The 23,513-nt window shown below is 60.6% G+C and carries 20 protein-coding genes and 2 tRNA genes; 5 read left to right on the top strand and 17 right to left on the bottom strand.

Annotated elements, in window-relative coordinates:
- Positions 1–12: 12 nt before the first annotated feature.
- From BTW08_RS08100 to BTW08_RS08070, 7 genes are all read right to left on the bottom strand, one after another.
- Positions 13–285, bottom strand: a complete 273-nt coding sequence (locus BTW08_RS08100; RefSeq protein ID WP_075562015.1) for a DUF2160 domain-containing protein — start codon at positions 283–285, stop codon at positions 13–15.
- A gap of 28 nt (positions 286–313) precedes the next feature.
- Positions 314–1,114, bottom strand: coding sequence for a carbohydrate ABC transporter permease (locus BTW08_RS08095; RefSeq protein WP_075562014.1), 801 nt, complete (start codon positions 1,112–1,114; stop codon positions 314–316).
- A gap of 7 nt (positions 1,115–1,121) precedes the next feature.
- Entirely contained in the window at positions 1,122–1,988 is an 867-nt protein-coding gene (locus BTW08_RS08090; protein ID WP_210403222.1) for a sugar ABC transporter permease, read from the bottom strand.
- On the bottom strand, positions 1,972–3,084 hold the full coding sequence (locus tag BTW08_RS08085; RefSeq protein WP_075562012.1) for an ABC transporter ATP-binding protein: 1,113 nt from the start codon (positions 3,082–3,084) through the stop codon (positions 1,972–1,974). The genes BTW08_RS08090 and BTW08_RS08085 overlap by 17 nt, the downstream gene beginning before the upstream one ends.
- On the bottom strand, positions 3,085–4,194 hold the full coding sequence (locus BTW08_RS08080; RefSeq protein WP_075562011.1) for an ABC transporter ATP-binding protein: 1,110 nt from the start codon (positions 4,192–4,194) through the stop codon (positions 3,085–3,087). It abuts the gene before it with no gap.
- A 457-nt stretch (positions 4,195–4,651) separates the two neighbouring features.
- Positions 4,652–4,728 (bottom strand) — tRNA-Val (locus BTW08_RS08075).
- Between the two features lie 61 nt (positions 4,729–4,789).
- Positions 4,790–4,866, bottom strand: a tRNA-Val gene (locus BTW08_RS08070).
- 331 nt (positions 4,867–5,197) lie between these two features.
- On the opposite strand from BTW08_RS08070, the gene BTW08_RS08065 reads away from it, so the two are divergent.
- The 3 genes from BTW08_RS08065 to BTW08_RS08055 all read left to right on the top strand — a co-directional run bounded on the left by BTW08_RS08065 (position 5,198) and on the right by BTW08_RS08055 (position 9,005).
- Positions 5,198–6,004 carry a DeoR/GlpR family transcriptional regulator gene (locus tag BTW08_RS08065; protein WP_075562010.1) on the top strand — a complete coding sequence of 269 codons (807 nt, stop codon included), beginning with the start codon at positions 5,198–5,200 and terminating at the stop codon, positions 6,002–6,004.
- A 272-nt stretch (positions 6,005–6,276) separates the two neighbouring features.
- Positions 6,277–7,803, top strand: a complete 1,527-nt coding sequence (gene glpD, locus BTW08_RS08060) for a glycerol-3-phosphate dehydrogenase (RefSeq protein ID WP_083627758.1) — start codon at positions 6,277–6,279, stop codon at positions 7,801–7,803.
- Between the two features lie 125 nt (positions 7,804–7,928).
- A complete protein-coding gene (locus BTW08_RS08055) occupies positions 7,929–9,005 on the top strand; it encodes an endonuclease/exonuclease/phosphatase family protein (RefSeq protein WP_075562008.1) in 1,077 nt (358 codons plus the stop codon).
- Positions 9,006–9,169: 164 nt separating this feature from the next.
- On the opposite strand, the gene BTW08_RS08050 is transcribed toward BTW08_RS08055, so the two are convergent.
- Together BTW08_RS08050 and BTW08_RS08045 are read right to left on the bottom strand one after the other, a co-directional pair.
- Positions 9,170–10,549 (bottom strand): class II fumarate hydratase, encoded by a 1,380-nt coding sequence (locus BTW08_RS08050; RefSeq protein WP_075562007.1) that lies wholly within the window; start codon positions 10,547–10,549, stop codon positions 9,170–9,172.
- A 114-nt stretch (positions 10,550–10,663) separates the two neighbouring features.
- A complete protein-coding gene (locus BTW08_RS08045) occupies positions 10,664–11,791 on the bottom strand; it encodes a zinc-dependent alcohol dehydrogenase family protein (protein WP_075562006.1) in 1,128 nt (375 codons plus the stop codon).
- A 254-nt stretch (positions 11,792–12,045) separates the two neighbouring features.
- On the opposite strand from BTW08_RS08045, the gene BTW08_RS08040 reads away from it, so the two are divergent.
- Positions 12,046–12,465, top strand: coding sequence for a secondary thiamine-phosphate synthase enzyme YjbQ (locus BTW08_RS08040; protein ID WP_075562005.1), 420 nt, complete (start codon positions 12,046–12,048; stop codon positions 12,463–12,465).
- A 35-nt stretch (positions 12,466–12,500) separates the two neighbouring features.
- On the opposite strand, the gene BTW08_RS08035 is transcribed toward BTW08_RS08040, so the two are convergent.
- The 6 genes from BTW08_RS08035 to BTW08_RS08010 form a co-directional block, all read right to left on the bottom strand.
- Positions 12,501–14,294, bottom strand: coding sequence for an IlvD/Edd family dehydratase (locus tag BTW08_RS08035; RefSeq protein WP_075562004.1), 1,794 nt, complete (start codon positions 14,292–14,294; stop codon positions 12,501–12,503).
- Between the two features lie 120 nt (positions 14,295–14,414).
- A complete protein-coding gene (locus tag BTW08_RS08030) occupies positions 14,415–15,815 on the bottom strand; it encodes a GntP family permease (protein WP_075562003.1) in 1,401 nt (466 codons plus the stop codon).
- Positions 15,816–16,035: 220 nt separating this feature from the next.
- Positions 16,036–17,037, bottom strand: a complete 1,002-nt coding sequence (araH, locus tag BTW08_RS08025; RefSeq protein WP_075562002.1) for an L-arabinose ABC transporter permease AraH — start codon at positions 17,035–17,037, stop codon at positions 16,036–16,038.
- Positions 17,038–17,105: 68 nt separating this feature from the next.
- Positions 17,106–18,599 (bottom strand): L-arabinose ABC transporter ATP-binding protein AraG, encoded by a 1,494-nt coding sequence (gene araG, locus BTW08_RS08020; RefSeq protein WP_075562001.1) that lies wholly within the window; start codon positions 18,597–18,599, stop codon positions 17,106–17,108.
- Positions 18,600–18,647: 48 nt separating this feature from the next.
- Positions 18,648–19,592: an arabinose ABC transporter substrate-binding protein gene (locus BTW08_RS08015; RefSeq protein ID WP_245392121.1), complete on the bottom strand. Its 945-nt coding sequence runs from the start codon at positions 19,590–19,592 to the stop codon at positions 18,648–18,650.
- 435 nt (positions 19,593–20,027) lie between these two features.
- Positions 20,028–21,284 carry an aldose epimerase family protein gene (locus BTW08_RS08010; RefSeq protein ID WP_083627757.1) on the bottom strand — a complete coding sequence of 419 codons (1,257 nt, stop codon included), beginning with the start codon at positions 21,282–21,284 and terminating at the stop codon, positions 20,028–20,030.
- 186 nt (positions 21,285–21,470) lie between these two features.
- Here BTW08_RS08010 and BTW08_RS08005 point away from each other — a divergent pair, with 186 nt between their 5' ends.
- A complete protein-coding gene (locus tag BTW08_RS08005) occupies positions 21,471–22,484 on the top strand; it encodes a LysR substrate-binding domain-containing protein (protein WP_083627756.1) in 1,014 nt (337 codons plus the stop codon).
- A 54-nt stretch (positions 22,485–22,538) separates the two neighbouring features.
- On the opposite strand, the gene hda is transcribed toward BTW08_RS08005, so the two are convergent.
- Together hda and BTW08_RS07995 are read right to left on the bottom strand one after the other, a co-directional pair.
- A complete protein-coding gene (hda, locus tag BTW08_RS08000; RefSeq protein ID WP_075562000.1) occupies positions 22,539–23,240 on the bottom strand; it encodes a DnaA regulatory inactivator Hda in 702 nt (233 codons plus the stop codon).
- A complete protein-coding gene (locus BTW08_RS07995; protein WP_075561999.1) occupies positions 23,237–23,488 on the bottom strand; it encodes a hypothetical protein in 252 nt (83 codons plus the stop codon). Before BTW08_RS07995 ends, hda begins: the two co-directional genes overlap by 4 nt.
- Positions 23,489–23,513 lie beyond the last annotated feature (25 nt).

Raw genomic sequence — 23,513 nt, 5'->3', positions numbered from 1 at the left:
CTGGTCGATGCGTTACCCCCATTTCATGATGATTGCCATGGCTGCCACACAGATCGCGGTCGCGATCCAGAGCGGCCAGTCGGTGAGTGCCAGAACCAGCAAATGGCCGTAGGCCGATGCCAGCAGGCCGATGAACAGCCGATCGCCGCGCGATGTCGTCAGTGGCAGAAAGCCTTTGCGTTCTCGCCCCGGAGATACGGTCTGCCATACCGTCATCGCGACCAGCAGTGCCGCGATCCCGGCAAAGAACAGAGTCGTCGGTAGTGTCCAGGCCATCCAACCCATAGTGGTTCCCCCTCTTTGGCCAGACGGATCAGACGCGACCCAGGGCGAAGCCCTTGGCCACGTGGTTGCGCACGAAATAGATCACGGCGATGCCAGGCAGCAGCGCAACGACGCCTGCAGCCGCCAGCACGCCCCAGTCGATGCCTGATGCCGAGACCGTACGGGTCATCTGCGCCACGATCGGCTTGGCATCGACCGAGGTCAGCGTTCGCGCCAGCAACAGTTCGACCCAGGAGAACATGAAGCAGAAAAACGCCGTGACGCCGATGCCGGGCCGAATCATCGGCAGGAAAATCTTGATGAAGAACTTGGGAAAGGTATAACCGTCGATATACGCGGTTTCATCGATCTCCTTGGGCACCGACGACATGAAACCCTCGAGAATCCATACCGCCAGCGGCACGTTGAACAGGCAGTGCGCCAGTGCCACCGCGATCGGCGTATCGAACAACCCTACCGCCGAGTAAAGCTGGAAAAACGGCAGCAGAAACACGGCAGGCGGCGCCATCCGGTTGGTCAGCAGCCAGAAGAACATGTGTTTATCGCCCAGAAAACGATAACGCGAGAACGCATAGGCGGCCGGCAACGCGACCAGCAACGAGATCAGCATGTTCATCGAGACATAGCTGAGAGAGTTGAGATAACTCGTGTACCAGGTCGGCTCGGTGAAAATGACACGATAGTTGTCCAGTGTCGGGGCGGTCGGCCATAGCGTCAGCCCGCCGAGGATTTCCCGGTTCGACTTGAACGACATGTTGACGAGCCAGTAGATCGGCACCAGCACGAACAGCAGATAGATCAGCATCACCAGACTCTTGCGCAGTCTCATGGCGGCGTCATTCCTTGTTGTCGTTATGCGTCATGGCGGTATAGAACACCCAGGTCACCAGCAGAATGATCAGGAAGTAGATCAGCGAAAACGCCGATGCCCGGCCCAGATCGAACTGGCCCAGCGCCATCTGGGTCAACGTCTGGCTGAGGAATGTCGTGGCCGTGCCCGGCCCGCCACCGGTGAGCACGAACGGCTCGGTATAGATCATGAAGCTGTCCATGAAGCGCAGCATGACCGCGATCAACAGCACGTTCTTGAGCTTCGGCAACTGGATGAAGCGAAATACCGCCCAGTGAGAGGCGCGATCAATTCTGGCCGCCTGGTAGTAGACATCGGGAATCGAGCGCAGCCCGGAGTAGCACAGCAGCGCCACCAGCGAGGTCCAGTGCCAGACGTCCATCACCAGCACGGTGATCCAGGCGTCCCGTGGGTTGGAGGCGTAGTTGTAGTCGAGCCCCAGGCTGTTGAGAATCCAGCCATACAGCCCGATGTCCTCTCGCCCGATGATCTGCCAGATCGTCCCCACCACGTTCCACGGCACCAGCAGCGGTAGAGAGAGCAGAATCAGGCTGACCGGCACGCCCAACCCTCGCCGAGGCATCGACAGCGCGACGATGATGCCGAGCGGCACCTCGATGGCCAGTACGCAGAACGAGTAGATGAACTGCCGCACCAGCGAATCGTGCAGCCTCGGATCCGCCAGGATCTCGCGATACCACTCGGTGCCCACGAAGTAGCGCGTACTCGGGTCGAAGATGTCCTGTACCGAATAGTTGACCACCGTCATCATCGGGATGATGGCGCTGAAGGCCACCAGCACGAACACCGGCAATACCAGCCACCAGGCCTTGTTGTTATAGGTTTTCATCAGCCACTCCCACCAGATGGTCGTCGATATAGAAGCGCTGCCAGGGTTCGGGGAAGTGCACGCCAGTTCGCCCCTCGGGAACGTTGGCCTCTTCTCCCAGGCGCGCCTTGACCACCGGTGCCGATGGCGTATCGAGGCGCACATCGACGATCTTGAAGGTGCCCTGGTCCTGAACCAGATCGACATACCCGTGCAGTACCGCATTCTCCGGCGCCACCAGCTGCACGAATTCCGGCCGGATGCCGAGCTGCAGGCGCTCGCCTTCGCGCTGCCGGAGCTGGGCGACGATCGCGTCGGCCACCGCCAGCGTTCGCCCGTCGAACTCGATACCCGTCTCGCCCAGGGCGACATCCAGCAGATTCATACCGGGGCTGCCGATGAAGTAGCCGACGAAGGTATGCTGCGGGTTCTCGAACAGCTCTCGCGGCGTGCCGAACTGGACGATCTGGCCTTCGTACATCACCGCGATCTTGTCGGCGAAGGTGGACGCCTCCAGCTGGTCGTGGGTAACGTAAACCATCGTCACGTTGAAGCGCTGGTGGATCTCCTTGAGCTTGCGCCTCAGCCGCCACTTGAGCTGGGGATCGATCACCGTCAACGGCTCGTCGAACAGGATCGCCGCCACGTCGTCACGCACCAGGCCGCGCCCCATCGACACCTTCTGCTTCTCGTCCGCCGTCAGGTTCTTCGCCTTCCGGTTCAGCAGCGGCTCGATCTCCAGCGCCTCGGCCACCTCTCTCACTCGGGCATCGATGCGCTCGCGTGGCTGTCCCTGATTGCGCAGTGGAAACGCCAGGTTCTCGTGAACGGTCATGGTGTCGTAGACCACCGGGAACTGGAAAACCTGGGCGATATTGCGATCCTGCGGACTGAGATCGTTGACCGACTTGCCGTCGTAAAGCACGCGGCCTTCCGAGGGGGCCAACAGACCGGAGATGATGTTGAGCAGCGTGCTCTTGCCGCAGCCCGAGGGGCCCAGTAAGGCGTAGGCGCCCCCTTGCTCCCAGACGTGGTCTATCGGCCGGAGTGCGTAATCACCGGGTTGCGAAGGGGCGCTATGGTAGCTGTGCGCCAGCTGTTCGAGGCGAATTTCTGCCATCTAGAGTTCTCCTCGAACGCTCGCAAGCGTTGGTCGCGACGAGGATGGCGACAACACCAGATCGCCACCCGGCTCGAATACGAACAACTGTCGGCACGCGACGTGAATGTCCAGCGCCTGATCGACGCCGAACTCGTGAATCCCTGCCAGGTGCGCGACCAGGTCGATCCGATCATGCGACAGATGCAGAAAGGTTTCGGAGCCGCTGATCTCCGCTACGCGCACGACGGCCGGCAGACGTAACGCCGCTTCCGAGAGCGGCTGAAGCGACCAGTGATGAGGCCGGATACCGACCTGATAGTCGCCGTCGGAGAGATTGCGCCACTCCTCTGGCAGCGGCTGGCGCTGATCGGCGATCCGGCACTCGCATCCGTCGACCGTCATCGGCATCAAGTTGATCGGTGGTTCGCCAAATAGCGTGGCGGCTTCACGGTTACGCGGATGGCGATAGACGTCGCCGCTAGGCCCGCTCTGAACGATCCGCCCCTGGTGCAGCAGGGTCGTCGTACCGCCCAGTGCCAGTGCCTCCGCGGGCTCGGTGGTGGCGTAGACCGCGATGGTATTGCGCGATTCGAACAGTTTGCGCATCTCGACGCGCAGCGCCTCGCGCAACTTGTAGTCGAGATTGACCAGAGGTTCATCGAACAGCACCAGGTCCGCGTCCTTGACCAATGCTCGGGCCATCGCCGTGCGCTGCTGCTGCCCACCGGAGAGTTCCTGCGGATAGCGTCCCAGCAGGTGCTGAATCCCGAGCATTGCAGCCGTTTCCTCGACTCGACGGGTGATCTCCTGGCGGGACATCTTGGCCTGCCTGAGCGGCGAAGCAATATTGTCGAAGACGGTCAATGTGGGGTAGTTGATGAATTGCTGATAAACCATCGAGACGTTGCGCTGACGAACCGGCACATGGGTCACGTCTCGGCCATCGAGATGTACCGAGCCCTTGTCAGGCCTGTCCAGGCCCGCCATCAGTCGCATCAATGTCGTCTTGCCAGCCAACGTGTGTCCCAGCAACACGTTGAACGACCCCGGCTCCAGCGTCAGACTGGCGTCATCGATGTAAGTCTCGCCCCGCACCGACAGTGTCACATTGTGGAGTTGTAATGACATGAGTGGCGCCGTTCCCGTTTTCTCTTCCGAGCATCCTAGAACAGCCGTTTTATAAAGCTATACGACGAAAAAAGCAGAAAACGAGTTTCGCAAAAACAGGCTTCTATTTAATTGATTTTATTACGTTTAAAAAAGCTGCAACCTTAGTCTCAACCACCAATGTCCTACACTCGACGGTGCTGGCAGACAGGAAATCCTGACAAACGAGTCGGTTTGACTCACCTGCCGTTCGCATTTCAACATCGACGACTGAAAACGAATCTTGACGTCGAGTAGCGTCTGAAGACTTTGTCATTCGGCCCGGGAAGCAACTTCCACGCAACGTACGCCCCGGCAGGCGCCATCGGATCACACCAGCGAAAAGGGACCGAGAAGAAATAGAAAGTGAAATGGGACAGGGACAGGGAAAAAGACTCGACCATAAAAAAACCCCGAGCCGTGGCTCGAGGTTCGAATCTGGTAGGACCAAGCGGATTTGAACCGCTGACCTCCACGATGTCAACGTGGCGCTCTAACCAACTGAGCTATGGTCCTGAAATACATTGTCGCAAAACCCTTTCATCTGCAGCGTCATCTGACTTGGTAGGTCTGACTTTGGTAGGACCGAGCGGATTTGAACCGCTGACCTCCACGATGTCAACGTGGCGCTCTAACCAACTGAGCTACGGTCCTACAGACATTGCGCTGGGCTTGCCGTGACAACGGATGCGAATTCTACCCGGGCAGACGCGGAATGCAACCCTTCGACAACAAAAATTCGACGCCAACTGCCTGTCGTGTCGGCACTATTCTTCTTCGCCCCCACTGTTCATCCTCACTTTCACCCTCGCTATCACCTTCAATCGACAACGACCTGAATTCGATTGCTGACACCATAGACCATGGTCTATGGCCCGATGCACCTGATGGCCCTACTGAAACCCCGGTTCCGGGTAAGGGTTTGATAAACTCTCGCCATGACGTCATTTCAACAATAGCCATCGAACCGCGGCAGGAAATCAACATGACCCAGCAGGAACGTCACGAAGCCATCGTCGAGCTGGTCAAGCGCCAGGGTTATGCCTCGATCGAACAGCTTGCCAAGGATTTCGACGTCACGCCCCAGACGGTACGCCGGGATCTCAATCAACTCGCGGAAGAAGGCATCGTCAAGCGCGTGCACGGCGGGGCCGGGCTCGAATCGAGTACGGTCAACACCGCCTATCACACGCGCAAGACGCTCAATCTCGATGCCAAGCGCCGCATTGCCGAGATGCTGGCTGCCCAGATTCCCGACTCTTCATCGCTGTTCATCAATATCGGGACCAGCAACGAATTCATTGCCGAAGCGCTGTGCCAGCATAGTGGGCTGGAAGTCATTACCAACAATCTGAACGTGGCCGCCATTCTTCAGCACAAGACCGATTTCAACGTCATCGTTGCCGGGGGGCAGGTTCGCTCGCGGGACGGCGGCATCATCGGCGAGGCGACCATCGATTTCATCAATCAGTTCAAGGTGGACTACGGCATCATCGGCATCAGCGGTATCGACGGTGACGGCTCTCTACTGGAGTTCGACTATCAGGAAGTTCGCGTGGCGCAGGCCATCCTGCGCAACTCCCGCCAGGTATTTCTGGCAGCGGACCATTCGAAGTTCCACCGCAATGCCGTGGTACGACAGGGCAACCTCAGCCAGATCAACGCCTTTTTCACCGACCGCCAGCCGCCTGACGTTCTGTGCCGCCTGATGCGTGAACATGACGTGGCATTGTACGTCGCGGATCCTCTGATAACGGTCGAAGCGGAGGCCTTAACCGCCGACGCGAACTGACTCCGACTGAATTGAAGTGACGCTATCGTCAAGCGCACTTGACGAACTCTCCCCTCACCTTCCGCGCCAGCTGTTGACCGTCGCTCTCGGAAAGCCGACCTCGTGTCGGTTCTTTCTCTTGGGCAATTCGGTCGTATGATAAATCACCAACCATGACCAATGGACGACCACTGGACTCTTCCAGGCGCAATGACACGCTTGATGTTCGAAAGTGATTAATTTATTTTCGTAAACGAACATATTCGATGTCATCACGCTTTCGGGAGAACGGCATGGCTTCTGCGACCCCGCAACACGTTTACGACCTCATCGTTGTCGGCGGCGGCATCAATGGTACCGGGATCGCCAATGATGCCGCTGGACGTGGCCTTTCCGTGCTTTTGTGCGAACAGTCCGATCTTGCCAGCGCCACCTCGTCGGCCAGCAGCAAGCTGATCCATGGTGGCCTCCGTTATCTCGAACACCGGGAGTTCAGGCTGGTCCGGGAAGCGCTGAGGGAGCGCGAAGTCATGCTGCGCAAGGCGCCACACATCGTCTGGCCGCTACGCTTCATTCTTCCGCACCAGCCACATCTGCGCCCAGGCTGGATGATTCGCGCCGGTCTGTTTCTCTACGATCATCTGAGCCATCGTGACAGTCTGGCCAATGCAAGGACTCTGCGATTCGGTCCCGACAGTCCGTTGGTGCCGGCGATCAGGAAAGGGTTCGAGTACTCGGACTGTTGGGTGGACGACGCACGCCTGGTGGTACTGAACGCCTTGCAGGCGCAGGAGAAAGGGGCAGATATACGGGTACGAACGCGCTGTACCCAGGCCCGCGAGGAGAACGGCCAGTGGCGGGTCAGCCTGGAGAACCGCGATACCGGCGAGCGCCAGGAGTGCCGTGGCAAGGTTCTGGTCAATGCCGCCGGGCCGTGGGTGGAGTCTTTCGTCAAGAACAATGCCAAGCGGGAATCGCGCTACGGCATCCGCATGATCCAGGGCAGCCACCTGGTCGTGCCGCGCCTCAATCAGGATGATCGCGCCTACATCCTGCAGAATCAGGATGGCCGTATCGTGTTCGTGCTGCCTTATCAGCAGCGCTTCAGCCTGATCGGCACCACCGACCGCCGCTATCAGGGCGACCCTTCCCAGGTCAGCGTCAACGACGAGGAGATCAACTATCTGCTCGAGGTACTCAACGCTCACTTCGTCAAGCAGCTGAGCCGCGAGGATGTCATCTCGACCTACGCTGGTGTTCGGCCACTGTGTGACGACGAGTCCGAGAATCCCTCGGCCATGACACGCGACTACACGCTCGATCTCGACAGTCATGGCGCGCCGATGCTGTCGATCTTCGGCGGCAAGATCACCACCTATCGCAAGCTGGCGGAAGCGGCGCTGCACAAGCTTCAACCGCTGATGCCGGACATGGGCCAGGCCTGGACGGCCGAGGCTCGTCTCCCCGGCGGGGATATCGAATCGCGGGAGGCCTTTGTCCTGCAGCTGCTGCGCGATTATCCGTTCCTCGGTCGGGAACGGGCCGAGCGTTTCGCTTCCAGCTACGGCACGCTGTGTCTGCGTTTTCTGAATGGCAAGCAGAGTCAGGAAGCACTTGGCCAGCATTTTGGCGGCGGGCTGACTCGCGCCGAGGTCGACTATCTGATCGAACACGAATGGGCACGTACCAGCGAAGACATTCTCTGGCGGCGCAGCAAACTCGGGCTGCGACTGACGAGTGAAGATCAGCAGGCATTGGCGGACTATCTCGATCAGCTCCCGGCTTTCGTCACATCGGTGGCATCATCGAAAGCCCGCTGAAAACTGTCGCCGGCTGCATTGCCAAGTAGCGTGAATCGCCCCAAGGCCACGGTATCATTGTCAGGACGCATTTCTGCTACTCTTGACCCGGCAAGGTGCCCTATCCCGATACAAGGAATGACCCGTTGCTGCAGCTCCTGTTTACCTGTCTTGGTTGCCTCGTCTTGCTGATCACCCTCGCGCCCTATCTGAGGATTCGACACTGGACCATTCGTAGCTTCGATTTCCCGCTTCTGCAGATCGCGATCGCCGCCACCGTTCTGGCACTGGCCCAGCTGGCATTCGGACCCAGCGCCTGGTGGCATTGGGCCGGAATAGCCGCCAGCGTGATTGCTGCCGGCATTCAATGGACGCGGATTTATCCCTGGACGCGTCTGGCTCGCTGCACGGTGGTCGAGGCAGAGTCCCACACCCCTGACCGCCAGCTCAGGCTGCTCGTGTCCAACGTGCTAACGCCGAACCGACAAGCCGACAAGTTGATCGCTCTGGTCAAGCAGCACCAGCCCGACATGCTGCTGACGCTGGAATCAGACCAGTGGTGGGGTGATCAGCTGGATGCCGCCATTGGCGAGATGATGCCGCAGGCGATCCGTATCCCGCTGGACAATCTGTACGGCATGCACCTCTACTCTCGGGTGCCGCTGGAGGATGTCGAGGTCAAGTGGCTGATCCAGGATGACATTCCCTCGATTCATGCCTGGGTACGCTTGCCCGGCGGCGAAAGGGTTCGCTTTCATGCGCTGCACCCGCGCCCACCCGCGCCATCGGAGAGCGACGAATCACTCTGGCGTGATGCCGAACTATTGCTGGTCGGCGAGGCCATCGCCAAGAAAAAGCTGCCGACCATCGTGGCCGGAGACCTCAATGACGTCGCGTGGTCACCGACGACCAAGCTGTTCTGCAAGATCAGTGGAATGCTCGATCTGCGCCGAGGCCGCGGACAGTACAGCACCTTTCACGCCAAATATCCGATCCTGCGTTGGCCTCTTGACCACGTCTTCGTCACCGAGCATTTCACGCTGGTGCATATGCAGCGGTTGTCGGAAGTCGGATCCGATCACTTTCCGATCCTGGTCACGCTCTCCTACGACCCCTCCCGCGCCGATGAAAACGAGCCGGAAAAAGCGGACGGTGAAGAACGCGAAGATGCCGAGGACACCATCGAAGAAGCGCAGGATCGGCACGGCGAAGCACCGGTATAGGGAAGGACGGTGTAGAAAAAGACAGTGTAGGAAACGACTGTATAGAAAGCCCCAAAGCAAAAAGGATTCGCCCGGCCGAGACAGCCGACAAAAAACGCCACCCGATCGGGTGGCGTTTTTTGTGGGTCACTGCAGAAACAGCCTTCCGTACAGTCAAGCCCGGTTCACTCCGGTATGCCGCCCTGGGTCAGCTTGGTCGGATCGAGCAGCCGTTCGAGTTCTTCACGAGAAAGATCGGTTTCCTCTTCGGCCACATCGATAATCGGTCTTCCTCCCTGATAGGCCTTCTTGGCCACTGCCGCAGCGGCGTTGTAGCCGATCACCGAATTGAGTGCCGTCACCAGAATCGGATTCCTGGAAAGCGGCGTCTCGATGTTGTCGCGACGGACATTGAAAGTGGCGATGGCGCTATCCGCCAGCAGCCGGCTGACATTGGTGAGCAGCGTGATGGAGTCCAGCACATTGTGAGCAATCATCGGCAGCATCACATTGAGCTGGAAGTTGCCGCTCTGCCCGCCCATCGTGACCGCGGCATCGTTGCCTATCACCTGAGCGGCGACCTGGGCGGCCGATTCGGGAATGACCGGGTTAACCTTGCCAGGCATGATCGAACTGCCCGGCTGTAACGCTTCGAGCTCGATTTCGCCTAGCCCTGCCAGCGGTCCGGAGTTCATCCAGCGCAGGTCGTTGGCGATCTTCATCACGGCAACGGCGTAGGTCTTGAGATGACCGGAAAGTTCCACCGCAGCGTCCTGGGAAGCCAAGCTGGCAAAGAAACTGTCGTTGGGGCGAAATTCGAGGCGGGTGGCGCTGGCCAGACGCTGGGAGACTTTCGCCGCGAAATCGGGATGCGCATTGACGCCCGTGCCCACCGCAGTACCGCCCAGCGCCAACCGGGTAATCCGCTTCAAGCCGTCCTCGAGACGCTCGACGGCCTGTCCAATCTGGCTCGACCACCCGCCCATCTCCTGGCTCAGCCGAACCGGCATCGCATCCATCAAGTGCGTGCGGCCGGTCTTGACCACGTCGTCGACGGAGGCCGCCTTGTCGTCGATGGCCGAACGCAGATAATTGAGAGCGGGCAATAGACGCTCGTTGACCTCGATCGCCGCCGCCAGATGAATGGCGGTGGGAATCACGTCGTTGCTCGACTGGCCCATGTTGACGTGATCGTTGGGACCCACCTCGAGCCCGGCGCGGCTTGCGAGGTGCGAGATCACCTCGTTGACGTTCATGTTGGTCGAGGTGCCGGACCCCGTCTGAAAGACATCGATCGGGAATTGATCCGGATGCTTGCCGGCGATGATCTCGTCGGTCGCAGCGACGATCGCCTTGGCACGATCCTCATCGAGCAGGCCCAGCTCCAGATTGACCTCGGCGGCCGCCTGTTTGATCCGCGCCACCGCTGAAATGAATGCAGCCGGCAATGGCCGACCGCTGATGGGAAAATTGTTGATGGCACGCTGCGTCTGAGCGCCATAGAGCGCACTCTCGGGGACTTCCAGTTCGCCCATGCTATCGCGCTCGACTCGTGTCTGAGCCATGACTTTCTCCTGTCGGTGACGGATGAAATGCGAAAGAGGCAGCCAAGACATCGGCCACCTCTCCGAGACTCCTTCAAGACTAGCAGTCGATCCGTAACCTGCCCGGCTCGCGACTCAATCGAAATCGATGATCTGACGAATGGCTTGACCATCGGCCAGACGGTCGAAGCCGAGGTTGATCTCGTCCAGCGTCAGTCGATGCGTCAGCAGCCGGTCCACCGGCAGTCGGCCAGCCTGATAAAGCGCGATGTACTCGGGCACATCCAGCGACGGCACATGACCGCCCAGATAGGAGCCCTTGAGCGTGCGCTCCTCGGCGACCATTCGGGTCGGACTGATGGCGAAGCGCACATCGGGATGCGGCAAGCCGGACGTCACGGTCGTGCCGCCACGCGCGGTGGACTCGTAGGCGAACTCCAGCGCCTTGGCAACGCCGGCGAATTCGGCCGCGATATCCACGCCGCCGCCACTGATCTCGCGCACCTGCGCTACCGCATCCGGATCCCCGCTGTTGACGATATGCGTCGCCCCCATCGCCTTGGCGGTCTCCAGCTTGTCCGGCGCGATATCGGCGGCGATGATCTGACGCGCGCCACCGCCGACCGCGCCCATCACTGCCGCGAGGCCTACCCCGCCGAGCCCGACCACCAGCACCGATTGCCCCAGCCGCAACCCTGCCGTATGTACCACCGCACCGACGCCCGTCAGTACCGCGCAACCGAACAGCGCCGCGATGTGAAATGGCAGACTGGAATCGATCTTGGTCAGGGAGCGCCGCGAGGCGACCGTGTACTCGGCAAAGCCCGAGACGCCGATATGGTGGTAGATCTTCTCCCCGCCCTTGTGCAGCCGCATTCCCCCACCCAGCAGATGCCCGGCGGTGTTGGCTGCCGCCCCGGGCTGGCAAAGCGCTGCTCGCCCGGAAAGACACGACGAGCACGCGCCGCAACTGGGTGCGAAAGAGAACACCACATGATCGCCCGGCGCGAGATCGGTCACGCCTTCGCCCACCTCGGCAACCTCCCCGGCCGCTTCGTGTCCCAGCACCATGGGCAGCGGGCGCGGCCGATCCCCGTTGATCGTCGACAGATCCGAATGACACAAGCCGGCGGCACGCATCTTGACCAACACTTCGCCCGGGCCCGGCCCATCCAGCTCGACTTCCTCGACCGACATCGGCAGTGACTCCCGATACGGACGGGGCTTTTTCATCTCATGAATCACGGCGGCACGAATTTTCACGAACACCTCCTGTTTCTGGATCGCCTGGAGCGACTGCCAACGGGGCGGCAGCTCTTTAGCCTATGCGCAAACAACGACGCAGGGACTGCGACTTTGGTCTCTCCCTACCTATTCACCGTCATCAATTCGGAATTGTAGGAAAAGGGGGCTACAGGAAAAGAGAACCACAGGAAAAGGGAACTACAAAAAGACAGTGCCGCAGCCGTCATCTACGATGAACGCTACATGCACAGATTCCTGAAGGAGCCCGCTTCATGTGGCACCGCCACCAGTTTTCACTCAAACCCCGCTCACGCGGTTTTCATCTGGTCACCGACGAGATCATCAGCGCCCTTGCCGGCATCACCGAGATCCGAACCGGCCTGCTACATCTTCAACTGATGCATACTTCCGCATCACTGACCCTCAACGAAAACGCCGATCCGGACGTGCGCCACGACATGGCCCTGTTCGCCAGCAAACTGGCGCCGGAAAACCTGTCCGGCATGCGACATACGCTCGAGGGCCCCGATGACATGCCCGCCCACGTTCTCGCCAGTCTGTTCGGCACCGAGCTGACGGTCGCCATCGACAACGGGCGGCTGCTTACCGGCACCTGGCAAGGCATCTGGCTGGGCGAACATCGGCAACATGGCGGCACCCGGAAGGTCACCGCCACATTGATGGGCGAATGACGAACGTCTCTCACTGAGGCCGCCTCGCTGCCACCTCAGTGCGAATGACGCGGCACTTCACTTCCTCGGCAACCGCGCAGGAAGTCGAAGTCGCAGCCCTCGTCGGCCTGCAGCACGCGCTCGATATAGAGCTGGCGATAGCCACCGGTGCTGGCGATCTGATTCGAGGCCGCCATCGGATCGACCTCGGCCAGGCGACGGGCGATTTCGGCATCGTCGACTTCCAGCTCGAGCGCACCGTTATCGCAGTCGAGCGAGATCCAGTCGCCGTTGTGAACCGCGGCCAATGGACCACCGGCGGCGGCTTCCGGCGCCACGTGCAATACCACGGTACCGTAGGCAGTGCCGCTCATGCGGGCGTCGGAGATGCGCACCATGTCGGTAATGCCCTGCTCGAGAATCTTCGGCGGCAGCCCCATGTTGCCGACCTCGGCCATGCCGTGATAGCCACGCGGCCCGCAGTGCTTCAGCACCAGGATATCGTTGGCATCGACTTCGAGATCGGGGTCGTTGATCCGCGCCTTGTAGTCGTCGAAATTCTCGAACACCACCGCGCGGCCGCGATGCTTCATCAATTCGGGACTCGCCGCCGACGGTTTGAGTACCGCCCCGTTGGGCGCCAGATTGCCACGTAGCACACACATCCCGCCGTCCTCGCGCAACGGGTTATCCAGCGGCCGAATCACCTCGTCGTTATAGTGCGGCGCGTCCTGCACGTTTTCCCAGATCGTCTTGCCGTTGACGGTCAATGCATCCTTGTGCGGCAACCGATCGGCTTCGCCGAGCCGACGCAGCACGGCGGGCAGGCCACCGGCATAGTAGAACTCTTCCATCAAGAAGCGCCCGGAGGGCTGCAGGTCGACGATGGTCGGCGTGCCTCGGCCAACCCGAGTCCAGTCGTCCAATGGCAAGTCGACGCCAATGCGTCCGGCGATCGCCTTCAGGTGAATGACCGCGTTGGTCGAGCCGCCGATCGCGGCGTTGGTGCGAATGGCGTTCTCGAAGGCTTGCTTGGTGAGCACCTTGGAGAGCTTGAGGTCCTCGTGGACCATCTCGACGATACGGTTGCCGGAGAGATGCGCCAGGACATAGCGGCGCGAATCGACCGCCGGAATCGCCGCGTTGTGGGGTAACGAGGTGCCCAGCGATTCAGCCATGCAGGCCATGGTCGAGGCGGTTCCCATGGTGTTGCAGGTACCGGCGGAGCGCGACATCCCGGCCTCGGCGGCCATGAAGTCGTGGATCGATATCTTGCCGGCCTTGACCTCTTCCGAGAGTTTCCACACCACGGTACCGGAGCCGATGTCCTTGCCTTCGTGCTTGCCGTTGAGCATCGGCCCGCCGGTCACCACGATCGTCGGGATGTCACAGCTCGCCGCGCCCATCAACAGCGCCGGTGTCGTCTTGTCACAGCCCACCAGCAGTACCACGGCGTCCATGGGGTTGCCGCGAATGGCCTCCTCGACATCCATGCTGGCCAGGTTGCGGGTGAACATCGCCGTCGGCCGCAAGTTGGACTCGCCGTTGGAGAACACCGGAAACTCCACCGGATAGCCGCCGGCTTCGAGCACGCCTTTCTTGACGTGTTCCGCCAGCTTGCGGAAATGCGCGTTGCACGGCGTCAGCTCCGACCAGGTATTGCAGATGCCGATGATCGGCTTGCCCTGAAACTCATGGTCGGGGATACCCTGGTTCTTCATCCAGCTGCGGTACATGAAGCCGTTCTTGTCGGCGGAGCCGAACCATTCGGCGGAACGCAGCTGGCGTTTTTTCTGGGGCTCAGATCCTTGGGGCTCGGCTTGTCGGGACTTGTCCGATGAATCACTCATCTTTTTCTCCTCGAGCCACCGTCATTACGGTGGCGGTCACGGCAGTCATCAAACGTGTCATCGAAAGTTGCCTTCGCCTGTCGCCATCTACTCGGCACCATCGACAGTCACTCTCGATAATCACAATAGGGAAAACACCAACCACGCCAGGCCAAACGCCATCAGCGAGATACCGATGGAGATCACCGTCCAGGTCTTGAGCATGGTCTTGGTATCGACGCCGAGGAATCGACCCACCAGCCAGAAACCGGAATCGTTGACGTGGGAATAGCCGATGGCACCCGCCACGATAGCCACGGTAATGCAGGCTGCCGGCAACCCGGCAAGCGACGGATCTCCCAGCACCACCGGGGCCATGATGCCGGCTGCCGTGGTACCGGCAACCGTAGCCGAGCCCTGAGCCACACGAATCACCGAGGCGATCACGTAGCCGGCCAGGATCACCGGCAGTCCGAACGCCTGCAGACTGTCTGCCAGCGCATCGCCGATGCCGCTGGCCGTCAGCACACCGCCGAACATGCCGCCGGCACCCGTGATCAGAATGATGCTGCAGACGGGAGACAACGCCTGTTCGACGATCTCGTTGATGGAATCCATCGCCCCGCGCTCACCGCGGCGAATGACCAGCAGCCACATGGCAATACAGGTGCTGATCAACAGAGCAATCGGGGTCTCGCCGATCACCATCAGCGCGGCTACCAGTGGATTGTCGCCGTCTATGGCCCCACTCTGGCCCAGCGTGGATAGCCCCGTGTTGAGAAAGATCAACACCAGCGGCAGCAATAGCACCAATAGAACCGTACCGAACGCCGGGCGTTTCTCGGGCGGGACCTCTTCGTTTTCATCCCCCATCAGGTTCGGTACCGGCTGAAACGGTGACCGCTTCGCCAGTATCAGCGACAGCCGGTAGCCCATCACGTACCAGGTCGGCAGCCCCACCAGCAGCGCCACGAACAGCACCTGGCCGATGTCGGCATGCAGGAAGACCGCGGCCGCCACCGGGCCCGGGTGCGGAGGCATCAAGGCGTGCATGACCAGAAACGCACCGGCAGCCGGCAGACCGTAGAGCAGCAACGACGCCTTGAGTTCGCGCGCCACCGAGTAGATCACCGGCAGCATCACCACGAAGGCGGCGTCCAGAAAAATCGGAAAACCGAACAGCAGACAGGCGATCGACAGTCCCAACGGTGCTCGCTTGCTGCCGAAGAAGTGAATCAACGTATCGGCCAGTACGCGTGCCCCGCCCGAAACGGCGACCAGTCTTCCCAGCACCGCCCCGAAACCGATCAGCAAAGCGACGTTGCCCAGCGTTTTGCCGAAGCCGCCCAGTAATGTCGGCAGCAGTTCGGCCACCGAAATGCCGGTGGCCAGCGCGGTGCCGATGCTGACGATCACCAGCGCAAAGAACGGATGCAATCGGACCCTGATGATCAGAACCAGTAGAATCGCGATAGCGGCGGCGGCAATCCCCATCAATCCCAATGTCGAGAGACCGGTTGCCGCTTGTGTGGTGTCTTGCATGGCGTCCTCCTGACGGCCGCCACGGCTTCGACTTGACTAGCTGCCGTGGGGTGTCGCTACGTTAGCGCCAATACCAATAACCACATAATGCCAATTCTTGTGCCGATCGATGCCAATACGAGTATCGGTGACGGCGCACCGTGCAGCGAGTCACGTCTCTGTCATCCACGGCGTAATCCGCTACCCGACCAAAGTTGAAAAATGCCGGCTTTCGGTGACGTCAACCGCCCGCCCGACGGGTCTGCTTCCAGCGATCGAACATGACCGCGAGCAGCAGGATCGCCCCACGCACCAGGTATTGATAGAACGTGGGGACGTTGAGCAGCCCCATGGCGTTCTGTACGCAGCCCATGATCAGCACCCCGACCAGCACCCCGGTGATCGATGCGACCCCGCCGGAAAGCGATACGCCGCCCAATACGCAGGCCGAAATGACGGCCAGCTCCAGCCCCTGAGACGTATTGGGATCGCCCAACCCCATGCGCGAGGTCAGCAGCACCCCGGCGATACCGGCGACCAGACCTTGCAGCGCGAAAACCATGATCTTCAGGCGACGGACATTGACCCCCGCCAGGCTGGCCGCTTCCGAGTTTCCCCCGGTCGCGAGCGTGTTGCGGCCAAAAGCGGTCATGTTGAGCACGACGCCGAATATCAGGAAGCAGGCGATCATCGTCCAAACCGGCAGCGTCAGCCCCAGAAACGCGGCGCTACCCAGATCGAAGAAGCCCGGCACGGTGATCATCACCGCGTCACCACCGGAGGTGATGTAGGCCAGCCCCCGGACGAACTCCATCGCGGCCAATGTCGCGATCAGCGAGTTGATCCCGAAACGGGCAACCACGAATCCATTGAAGGCTCCCACCGCCGCGCCAGCCGCGACCCCCACCAGCACGCCGATCATCACGCTGCCGCTGGTCGAGGTGACCATGGCGGCAACGACACCGGAAAAGGCGACGATGGACGCCACCGACAGATCGACCTCTCCCAATGCCAGCACCATCATCATGGTGGTGGCAATGGTGCCGATCAGCGTCACCGACAGCAGCAAGCCGACAATGTTACGTTCGGTCAAAAACGACGGCACCATCACGGCAAGACCGATGAACAGCAAGATGAAAACGGCAATCAGGCCGGAAGTGTCGAGCAGCGTCCGTAACGGCTTGGGGAGCCCTCGACGTTCCTCGGCCGGCACTGCCGTCGGCGTGGCAACTTTGTCATTCATGATTCTGAACCCTCTCGCGATTCACAGCTGTTGTAACAGTCGATGCCGAAATTGATGTTGGAGCCGTATCAGGCCGGCAGTGCAAGCCCAAGCAATCGCTCGGGCGTGGCGGCGTCCCGAGACACGATGTCGATCAGCTCGCCGTCTCGCATCACGCCGATGCGATCGCAGATCGAGCTGACCTCAGCCAGGTCGCTGGAGATAATGAGGACTCCTTTCCCCTGCTCGGCAAGGTCGTAGAGCAACGAATAGATATCCCGACGTGCGCCGACATCGATGCCCCGTGTCGGCTCATCCATCACGAACAGGTCGATCTCCTCAGACAGCCAGCGGGCCAGAATCACCTTCTGCTGATTGCCGCCGGACAGGTTGGCGATCGGCGTTTTCGGCCCCGGCGTCCGGATTCGCAACTGGCGGATGTACTCCTCGGTATTCTGAGTTTCACGTCGCGGGTTGCGGAAACCGCCCCAGCGCTTGAAGAAACGCCGACAGCTGATATTGAGGTTGTCCGAGACACTGGCCACCGGGAAAATTCCCTGCGACTTGCGATCTTCCGGACACATCGCGATGCCAGCACGGATTGCCGCTTGAGGAGAGCCGAATCGGCGCGGCGTGCCATCGAAGGTTACCTGACCGGCGGTGGCTCGCTCGACGCCGCACACCAGGCGCATCAGTTCGCTGCGTCCGGCGCCGACCAGACCGAATAATCCCAGCACCTCGCCACGACGTATTTCGAGGCTGACCGGCGCGCTGACGCCGCGCCCCTCGATACCCTCCAGCCGCATCAGAACTTCGCCGTGCTGGCGCGACCGATATCCGTAGACGTCCTCGATCTCGCGCCCCACCATCTCGCTGACGAGGATGTCGTGATCGAGCCCCTCCAGGGTGTCGTGGGTGCGAATGTGGCGACCGTCACGAAACACGGTCACCGCATCGCACATCTCGAACACCTCCTCCATGCGATGGGTCACATAGAGCACGACTCGTCCCTCGTCGCGAAGCCGCGAGACGATCCGCTTGAGATGCCGAATTTCCTGAACCGAGAGCGAGCTGGTGGGTTCGTCGAAGGCAATGATCCGGGCGTCGCGCAACAGCGCTCGCCCGATCTCGATCATCTGCTGCTGGCCGATCGATAGATCCCGCACCTTGGTCGAGGGATGAATATCTCCCTCACCCAGTTCCTCCAGAATCGTCGTCGCACGCTCGCGCAGCCGACGCCGATCGAGGAAGCCATGCTTGACCGGCAGTTGCCCCAACAGCAGGTTTTCGGCCACCGAGAGATTGGGCGATAGCGTCAAGGCCTGGTAGATGATCGCGATACCCTGACGCAACGCCTCGCGGGAATTGGCGAAAACGATCGGCTCGTCACCGATCCACAGCTGTCCACTGGTCACCCGATTGACACCGCTCAATACCTTCAAGAGTGTCGACTTGCCGGCGCCGTTTTCGCCCATCAAGGCATGGACTTCCCCGCCTCGCGCCGAAAAGCTGACGCCATCCAGCGCGCGAACGCCAGGGAACTCAACGGTAATGCCGTCGACACGCAGATAAGGTTCCGCCATCCCGCTCTCCTCAATCCCTCACGGATCCGATACCACGCCAGCCAGGATTCAAAGCCCCAGATCTTTGCGAACCTGTTCCCAGTTGTCGCGCGTCATCAGCGTGCCTGTCGTTTGCGTGTTGGCAGGCGGCTCCTTGTCTTCGGTGATCCAGGTGTAGAGATTGTCGGCACTCTGGCGGCCGTGCATGGTCGAACTGACGGCGATCGTGCCGTAGAAACCGGTCGCTTTCTCGCGCGAGAACTCGGCAAACGCCGCGCCCGAGCCATTGATACCTACGCCGATGACCTGGTCCGGGGCCAGACCGTACTGCTCGCTGGCACGAACGCCTCCCAACACGCTCTCTTCATTGAGCGCGTAGATGACCCAGTGTTCGAAATCACCATTTTTCGACAACACCGGCGATGCCGCCGCGAACGCGCTGCTGGTGTCGGTATTCTGCTGTGGAGCGTCGAAGATATTGTCCTTGACGAACCCGGCATCCAAGAGGGCATCGGTGGCGCCGTCGGTGCGCTCCTTGGCGGTCGGCAGTTCGTTGTTGCTGATGCGCAACGCCGCTACGCTCTGTGGATCCCAACCTCGAGCCTTCATCTCCTTGGCGATCGTTTCACCGACCTGTTGCCCGATCTTGTAACCCGACATGCCAAGATGTGGCACGGAGTCCATCGGCTTGCCATCTGCGCCGAGGAACTGGTCATCGACGGTTACCACCTTCATCCCATACTGCTTGGCACGATTGGCGATCGCCGGCCCCAGACGAACGTCCGGCGGACAGATCACGAAGCCCTGGGCGCCCTGGGAATTCAGGTTGTCGATCGCGCTGAGCACCTGCTGACCGTCTTCACCGGAGAGACGCACCACCTCGAACCCCTTCTGCTTTCCGAGTGCGCTCGCGGCATCCTGCTCATTGATGAACCACGCCTGCTCCGGCTTCTTGACGATGAAACCGATCTTGACGTCATCCTGGGCGTAAAGTGGCGCGGAACCCAAAACCAAGCTCGATACACCGAGTACGAGTAACGATGATTTAACAAAGCGAATCACTGGCGGCCTCCAGCCCCATCGGGGGCATTGGGGTTGTTATTAGATAGCCCGTGTCACGTCACGGCAGAAATGACAGTAAGCCGTAAGTCAATAACCGACTAATACGCACACTCACACAAAGCGATACATGCTTTGCTATCAGCAAATCACGGAGATAACCAGCAGGCGGGCATCGCCTCCCGGAGACAACGCCCCGCCACGACTAAAGTCGTTTTAAGACTTTGGTTAAAACAGGCGTTTCATAACCATCAGGGCCGCCATGGTGGCGGCCCTGAGCGTAGCCTTGGACAAGGCGATTGACGGGAGCGGCATCGAAGCCTGCCATCGGGATGCCCGTGGCGACATGATTCGTGGCGAACCAATACGCGACGGGCTCAGTCGTGCGATCTATGAGGAGTGGGGCTGGGTGGAACGTGATTGTCCCTCCGACTGTGTGGTCGAGAAGCGATAAACGGTCCGCGAGTGATAGGTCTCGTCTGGCTTCAGGATCGTCGACGGAAAATTGGATTGATTGGGAGAATCGGGAAAATGCTGGGTCTCCAGCGCGAGCCCCGAGCGATGGGTATAAGCGCGGCCGCTCTTGCCGGTCAGGCTGCCATCGAGAAAGTTACCCGAGTAGAACTGCAGCCCCGGTTCGGTGGTAGAGACTTCGAGCACTCTGCCGCTTTGCGGCTCGGTCACTCTTGCTGCCAGCGCCAGATGGCCTGCCGCGCCCGGATTCTTGCTCAGCACGAAGTTATGATCGTAGCCCTTGCCGTAGGCCAGCTGGGTGTTCTTCTCTCCCATCCGCGCACCGATCGCGGTCGGCCGGCGAAAATCGAACGGTGTGCCGCTGACATCGGCAATCTCGCCGGTCGGAATCAAGGTTTCGTTGACCGGCGTGAATCCGCTCGCATTGATCGTCAACTCATGATTCAGAATGCTGCCATGGCCTTCACCCTGCAGATTGAAGTAGCTGTGCTGGGTCAGATTGACCGGCGTCGCGCGGGACGTCTTTGCGCGATAGTCGATGGCAAGCTCATTATCGTTGGTCAGCGTGTAGCTGACCCGGGTCGAGAGTCGGCCGGGAAAGCCCTCCTCGCCGTCTTCACTGGTGTAGGTCAGTACCAGCCCGCGTCCTTCGCTCGAGGAAAACGGCTCGGCATGCCATAGGCGTTGATTGAAGCCGACGTCGCCGCCGTGCAGGGTATTGGGACCATCGTTGGTCGGCAGCTGGTAGGTCTCGCCGTCGAGGCTGAAACGGCCATTGGCGATACGATTGCCATAGCGACCGATCAAGGCACCGAAGTAGGGATTGGCCCGCTGATAGGCATCCGAGAGATAATCGTCGAGCGAGTCGAAGCCGAGCACGATGTCATCCATCTGGCCCTGCAGGTCGGGGGTCTTCAACGACACGATGATGCCACCGTAGTTGATGACCCGCATCTCGATACCGTTTTCGTTGGTGATGCGATAGCAGTCGACCTCGCGTCCATTCGGCAACTGGCCGAAGGCGGATCGTTCGATGCCCGGCGGCAAGGCACTGGAGGATGATGAATCGATCGGCATCGTCTGCGCCTGGGCTTGTAAAAAGGCTTGGCCGATCATCAACCCGAACAGCCCGACGCCGAGATAGCGAGGAAAAGAAAAGACATGGCGTGTCATCGCAAGCTCCTGTTTTTCGTTTAGCTATACGTTTTGGTTATTATTTCTGTTTATCTCGACGTCAGCGCCAATCGGTTGCCGCCAATGACGTCCGTCTAAACCGTAGACCGCCGGCACCGATCTGACTATACGAGAAACGCACGACACGCCTCATAAAAACGTCGAATATTCGCCAGAGACAACATCATGAAATCCCAACCCACCGATCTGCTGTCCCCCGACTGGTTCCTCCGCGTCCGGCTCAAGCTTCGCCATCTTCAATTGTTCGTGGCGCTGGACGAGTGCCGCAATCTCCATCGGGCCGCGACCAAACTGGGCATGAGTCAACCGGCGGCCTCCAAGCTGCTGGGAGATCTGGAGCATCTGCTCGGGGTCTCGCTTTTCGATCGTCACTCTCGCGGCGTGACGCCCAACTGGTATGGCGAGAGCATGATTCGACACGCTCGCGGCATGTTGACCTCGCTCGCGCAGGCCAGCGAGGAGATCAATGCGCTCAGCGAAGGCAATGCCGGAACGGTTTCGATCGGTACCGTGCTGGCACCGGCGGTGACGCTGCTCGCCAGCGCCGTGGAACGCGTGCATCGCGACAGCCCCCACCTGGAGGTCAATATCGATGTCGATGTCAGTCGCAATCTGGTGCCGCGGCTACGCGACGGTGAGTTCGATTTCGCCATTGCTCGAATTCCCAGCGGCATGCCGGCCGGCGACTTCGTGTTCGAAGAGATCGGAGAGGAGGCGCTCTGTTTCGTCTGCCGCGCAGGCCATCCTCTCGCAGCGCAGGAGACGTTCGACCTGACTGCGATGCTGGATTATCCATGGGTATTGCAACCCCCGGGGGCGCTAATGCGGCAACGCGTCGAGCATCTGTTCCTGCATCACAAGGTGGCGCCACCGCAGCGAATCATCAATACGCCGGATATCTATATGGCCCTGGCGATGGTCGACAAGTCGGATTCGGTCACGGTCACGACGCGGGAGGTCGCCGAACTCCTCTGCACGCAGCCGCGTTTCGTGATTCTGCCGTCGACGGATGCCCTCAGCGTCCAGCCATTCGGCCTGATCAGCCTGCGCGAGCGTCGCATGTCACCGGGCGCCGCCAAGTTGATGAGCACCCTGCATCAGATGATTCGTGAACGCCGAGCGCTCGAGTCGAAGGTGACGCCAACCGAGCCGCCCGCCTACAAGGACATCACGCTCTAAGATCTCGGGACCCTGAACTTGCCACCTGCCACAATCCCCAAGCGGCTCGGGCATCTACCACTCCAGCGCCTGCTTGACGAACGGAATGGTCAGTCTGCGTTTGGCCGATAGCGATGCGCTGTCGAGCCGACGCAGGAGATCGAACAGCGGGTCCAGCTGACGGGGGCCACGATGCAGGATATAGCGCCCTACCTCCGGCGGCAGCTCCATACCCCGGACCTGCGCTCGCAGCTGAAGCGCGGCCAGACGCTGCGTATCATCGAGCGGTTGGGCGTGAAACACCATGCCCCAGCTCAGCCGGGAAGCCAGATCCGGCAGCTTGATCTCGAGCTGGCGCGGCGAACGGTCGGCAGCGATCACCAGGCGTTTTCCGGCGTCGCGCAGGCGATTGAAGCCGTGAAACAGCGCCTCTTCCCAGCGCTTGCGCCCCGTCACCAGCTGCAGATCGTCGATCGCCAGCAGATCCAGGCGCTCCGGCTCTTCTAGGATGTCCGGCGGAAAATGCCCCAGCGTCTGCAGTGGCAGATAGAGCGCGCGCTTGCCCTGCGCGTCCGCGTTGTGACAGGCCGCCTGGAGCAGGTGGCTACAGCCCACGCCTTCACCGCCCCACAGATAGAGAAAAGGTTCGCCACCCTCCTCCAATTGCTCGGTCAAATGCGACACTAGCGAGGCGTTGTTACCCGGCAGGTAGTTGGCGAAGGTGGCGTCATCGCGCAGCCCGATGCCGAGTGGCAGTTGAGACGGCCCCGGACTCATGTTGAACCATCCTCCTGGCGCGGGTTTAGGGGATGCTCGCCGCCTGGCGAGCGATCGTGGAGCTGGCTGCCACGGTAGCGGTTGTAGACACCGCGCAGCAATACCATGATCCCGGCCGCCACCGACAGCGCTTGGATTGGCGCCGAGATCGTCACCTGCATCCGATTGAACGCGCTCGGCACCGCCTCGGTCAGCAGCCAGACCGTCAACGCCACGCCCAGCACGCTCCAGATTTGCAGTTTTGTCATGGTGCTCTCGTCGCCCTTCGGCTGC

The organism is Salinicola sp. MH3R3-1, from assembly GCF_001937155.1.
Classification (GTDB): domain Bacteria; phylum Pseudomonadota; class Gammaproteobacteria; order Pseudomonadales; family Halomonadaceae; genus Salinicola; species Salinicola halophyticus.
This window is presented reverse-complemented; position numbering and strand designations above follow the sequence as displayed.

Bases quoted from the DNA above. Each gene is read 5' to 3' on its own strand.
- BTW08_RS08005 (WP_083627756.1), top strand. From the start codon at position 21,471: ATGAAATCCCAACCCACCGATCTGCTGTCCCCCGACTGGTTCCTCCGC.
- BTW08_RS08080 (WP_075562011.1), bottom strand. From the start codon at position 4,194: ATGTCATTACAACTCCACAATGTGACACTGTCGGTGCGGGGCGAGACT.
- hda (WP_075562000.1), bottom strand. From the start codon at position 23,240: ATGAGTCCGGGGCCGTCTCAACTGCCACTCGGCATCGGGCTGCGCGAT.
- BTW08_RS08035 (WP_075562004.1), bottom strand. From the start codon at position 14,294: ATGAGTGATTCATCGGACAAGTCCCGACAAGCCGAGCCCCAAGGATCT.
- BTW08_RS08050 (WP_075562007.1), bottom strand. From the start codon at position 10,549: ATGGCTCAGACACGAGTCGAGCGCGATAGCATGGGCGAACTGGAAGTC.
- BTW08_RS08030 (WP_075562003.1), bottom strand. From the start codon at position 15,815: ATGCAAGACACCACACAAGCGGCAACCGGTCTCTCGACATTGGGATTG.
- araG (WP_075562001.1), bottom strand. From the start codon at position 18,599: ATGGCGGAACCTTATCTGCGTGTCGACGGCATTACCGTTGAGTTCCCT.
- glpD (WP_083627758.1), top strand. From the start codon at position 6,277: ATGGCTTCTGCGACCCCGCAACACGTTTACGACCTCATCGTTGTCGGC.
- BTW08_RS08085 (WP_075562012.1), bottom strand. From the start codon at position 3,084: ATGGCAGAAATTCGCCTCGAACAGCTGGCGCACAGCTACCATAGCGCC.
- BTW08_RS08095 (WP_075562014.1), bottom strand. From the start codon at position 1,114: ATGAGACTGCGCAAGAGTCTGGTGATGCTGATCTATCTGCTGTTCGTG.
- BTW08_RS08100 (WP_075562015.1), bottom strand. From the start codon at position 285: ATGGGTTGGATGGCCTGGACACTACCGACGACTCTGTTCTTTGCCGGG.
- BTW08_RS08010 (WP_083627757.1), bottom strand. From the start codon at position 21,284: ATGACACGCCATGTCTTTTCTTTTCCTCGCTATCTCGGCGTCGGGCTG.
- BTW08_RS08065 (WP_075562010.1), top strand. From the start codon at position 5,198: ATGACCCAGCAGGAACGTCACGAAGCCATCGTCGAGCTGGTCAAGCGC.
- araH (WP_075562002.1), bottom strand. From the start codon at position 17,037: ATGAATGACAAAGTTGCCACGCCGACGGCAGTGCCGGCCGAGGAACGT.
- BTW08_RS07995 (WP_075561999.1), bottom strand. From the start codon at position 23,488: ATGACAAAACTGCAAATCTGGAGCGTGCTGGGCGTGGCGTTGACGGTC.
- BTW08_RS08040 (WP_075562005.1), top strand. From the start codon at position 12,046: ATGTGGCACCGCCACCAGTTTTCACTCAAACCCCGCTCACGCGGTTTT.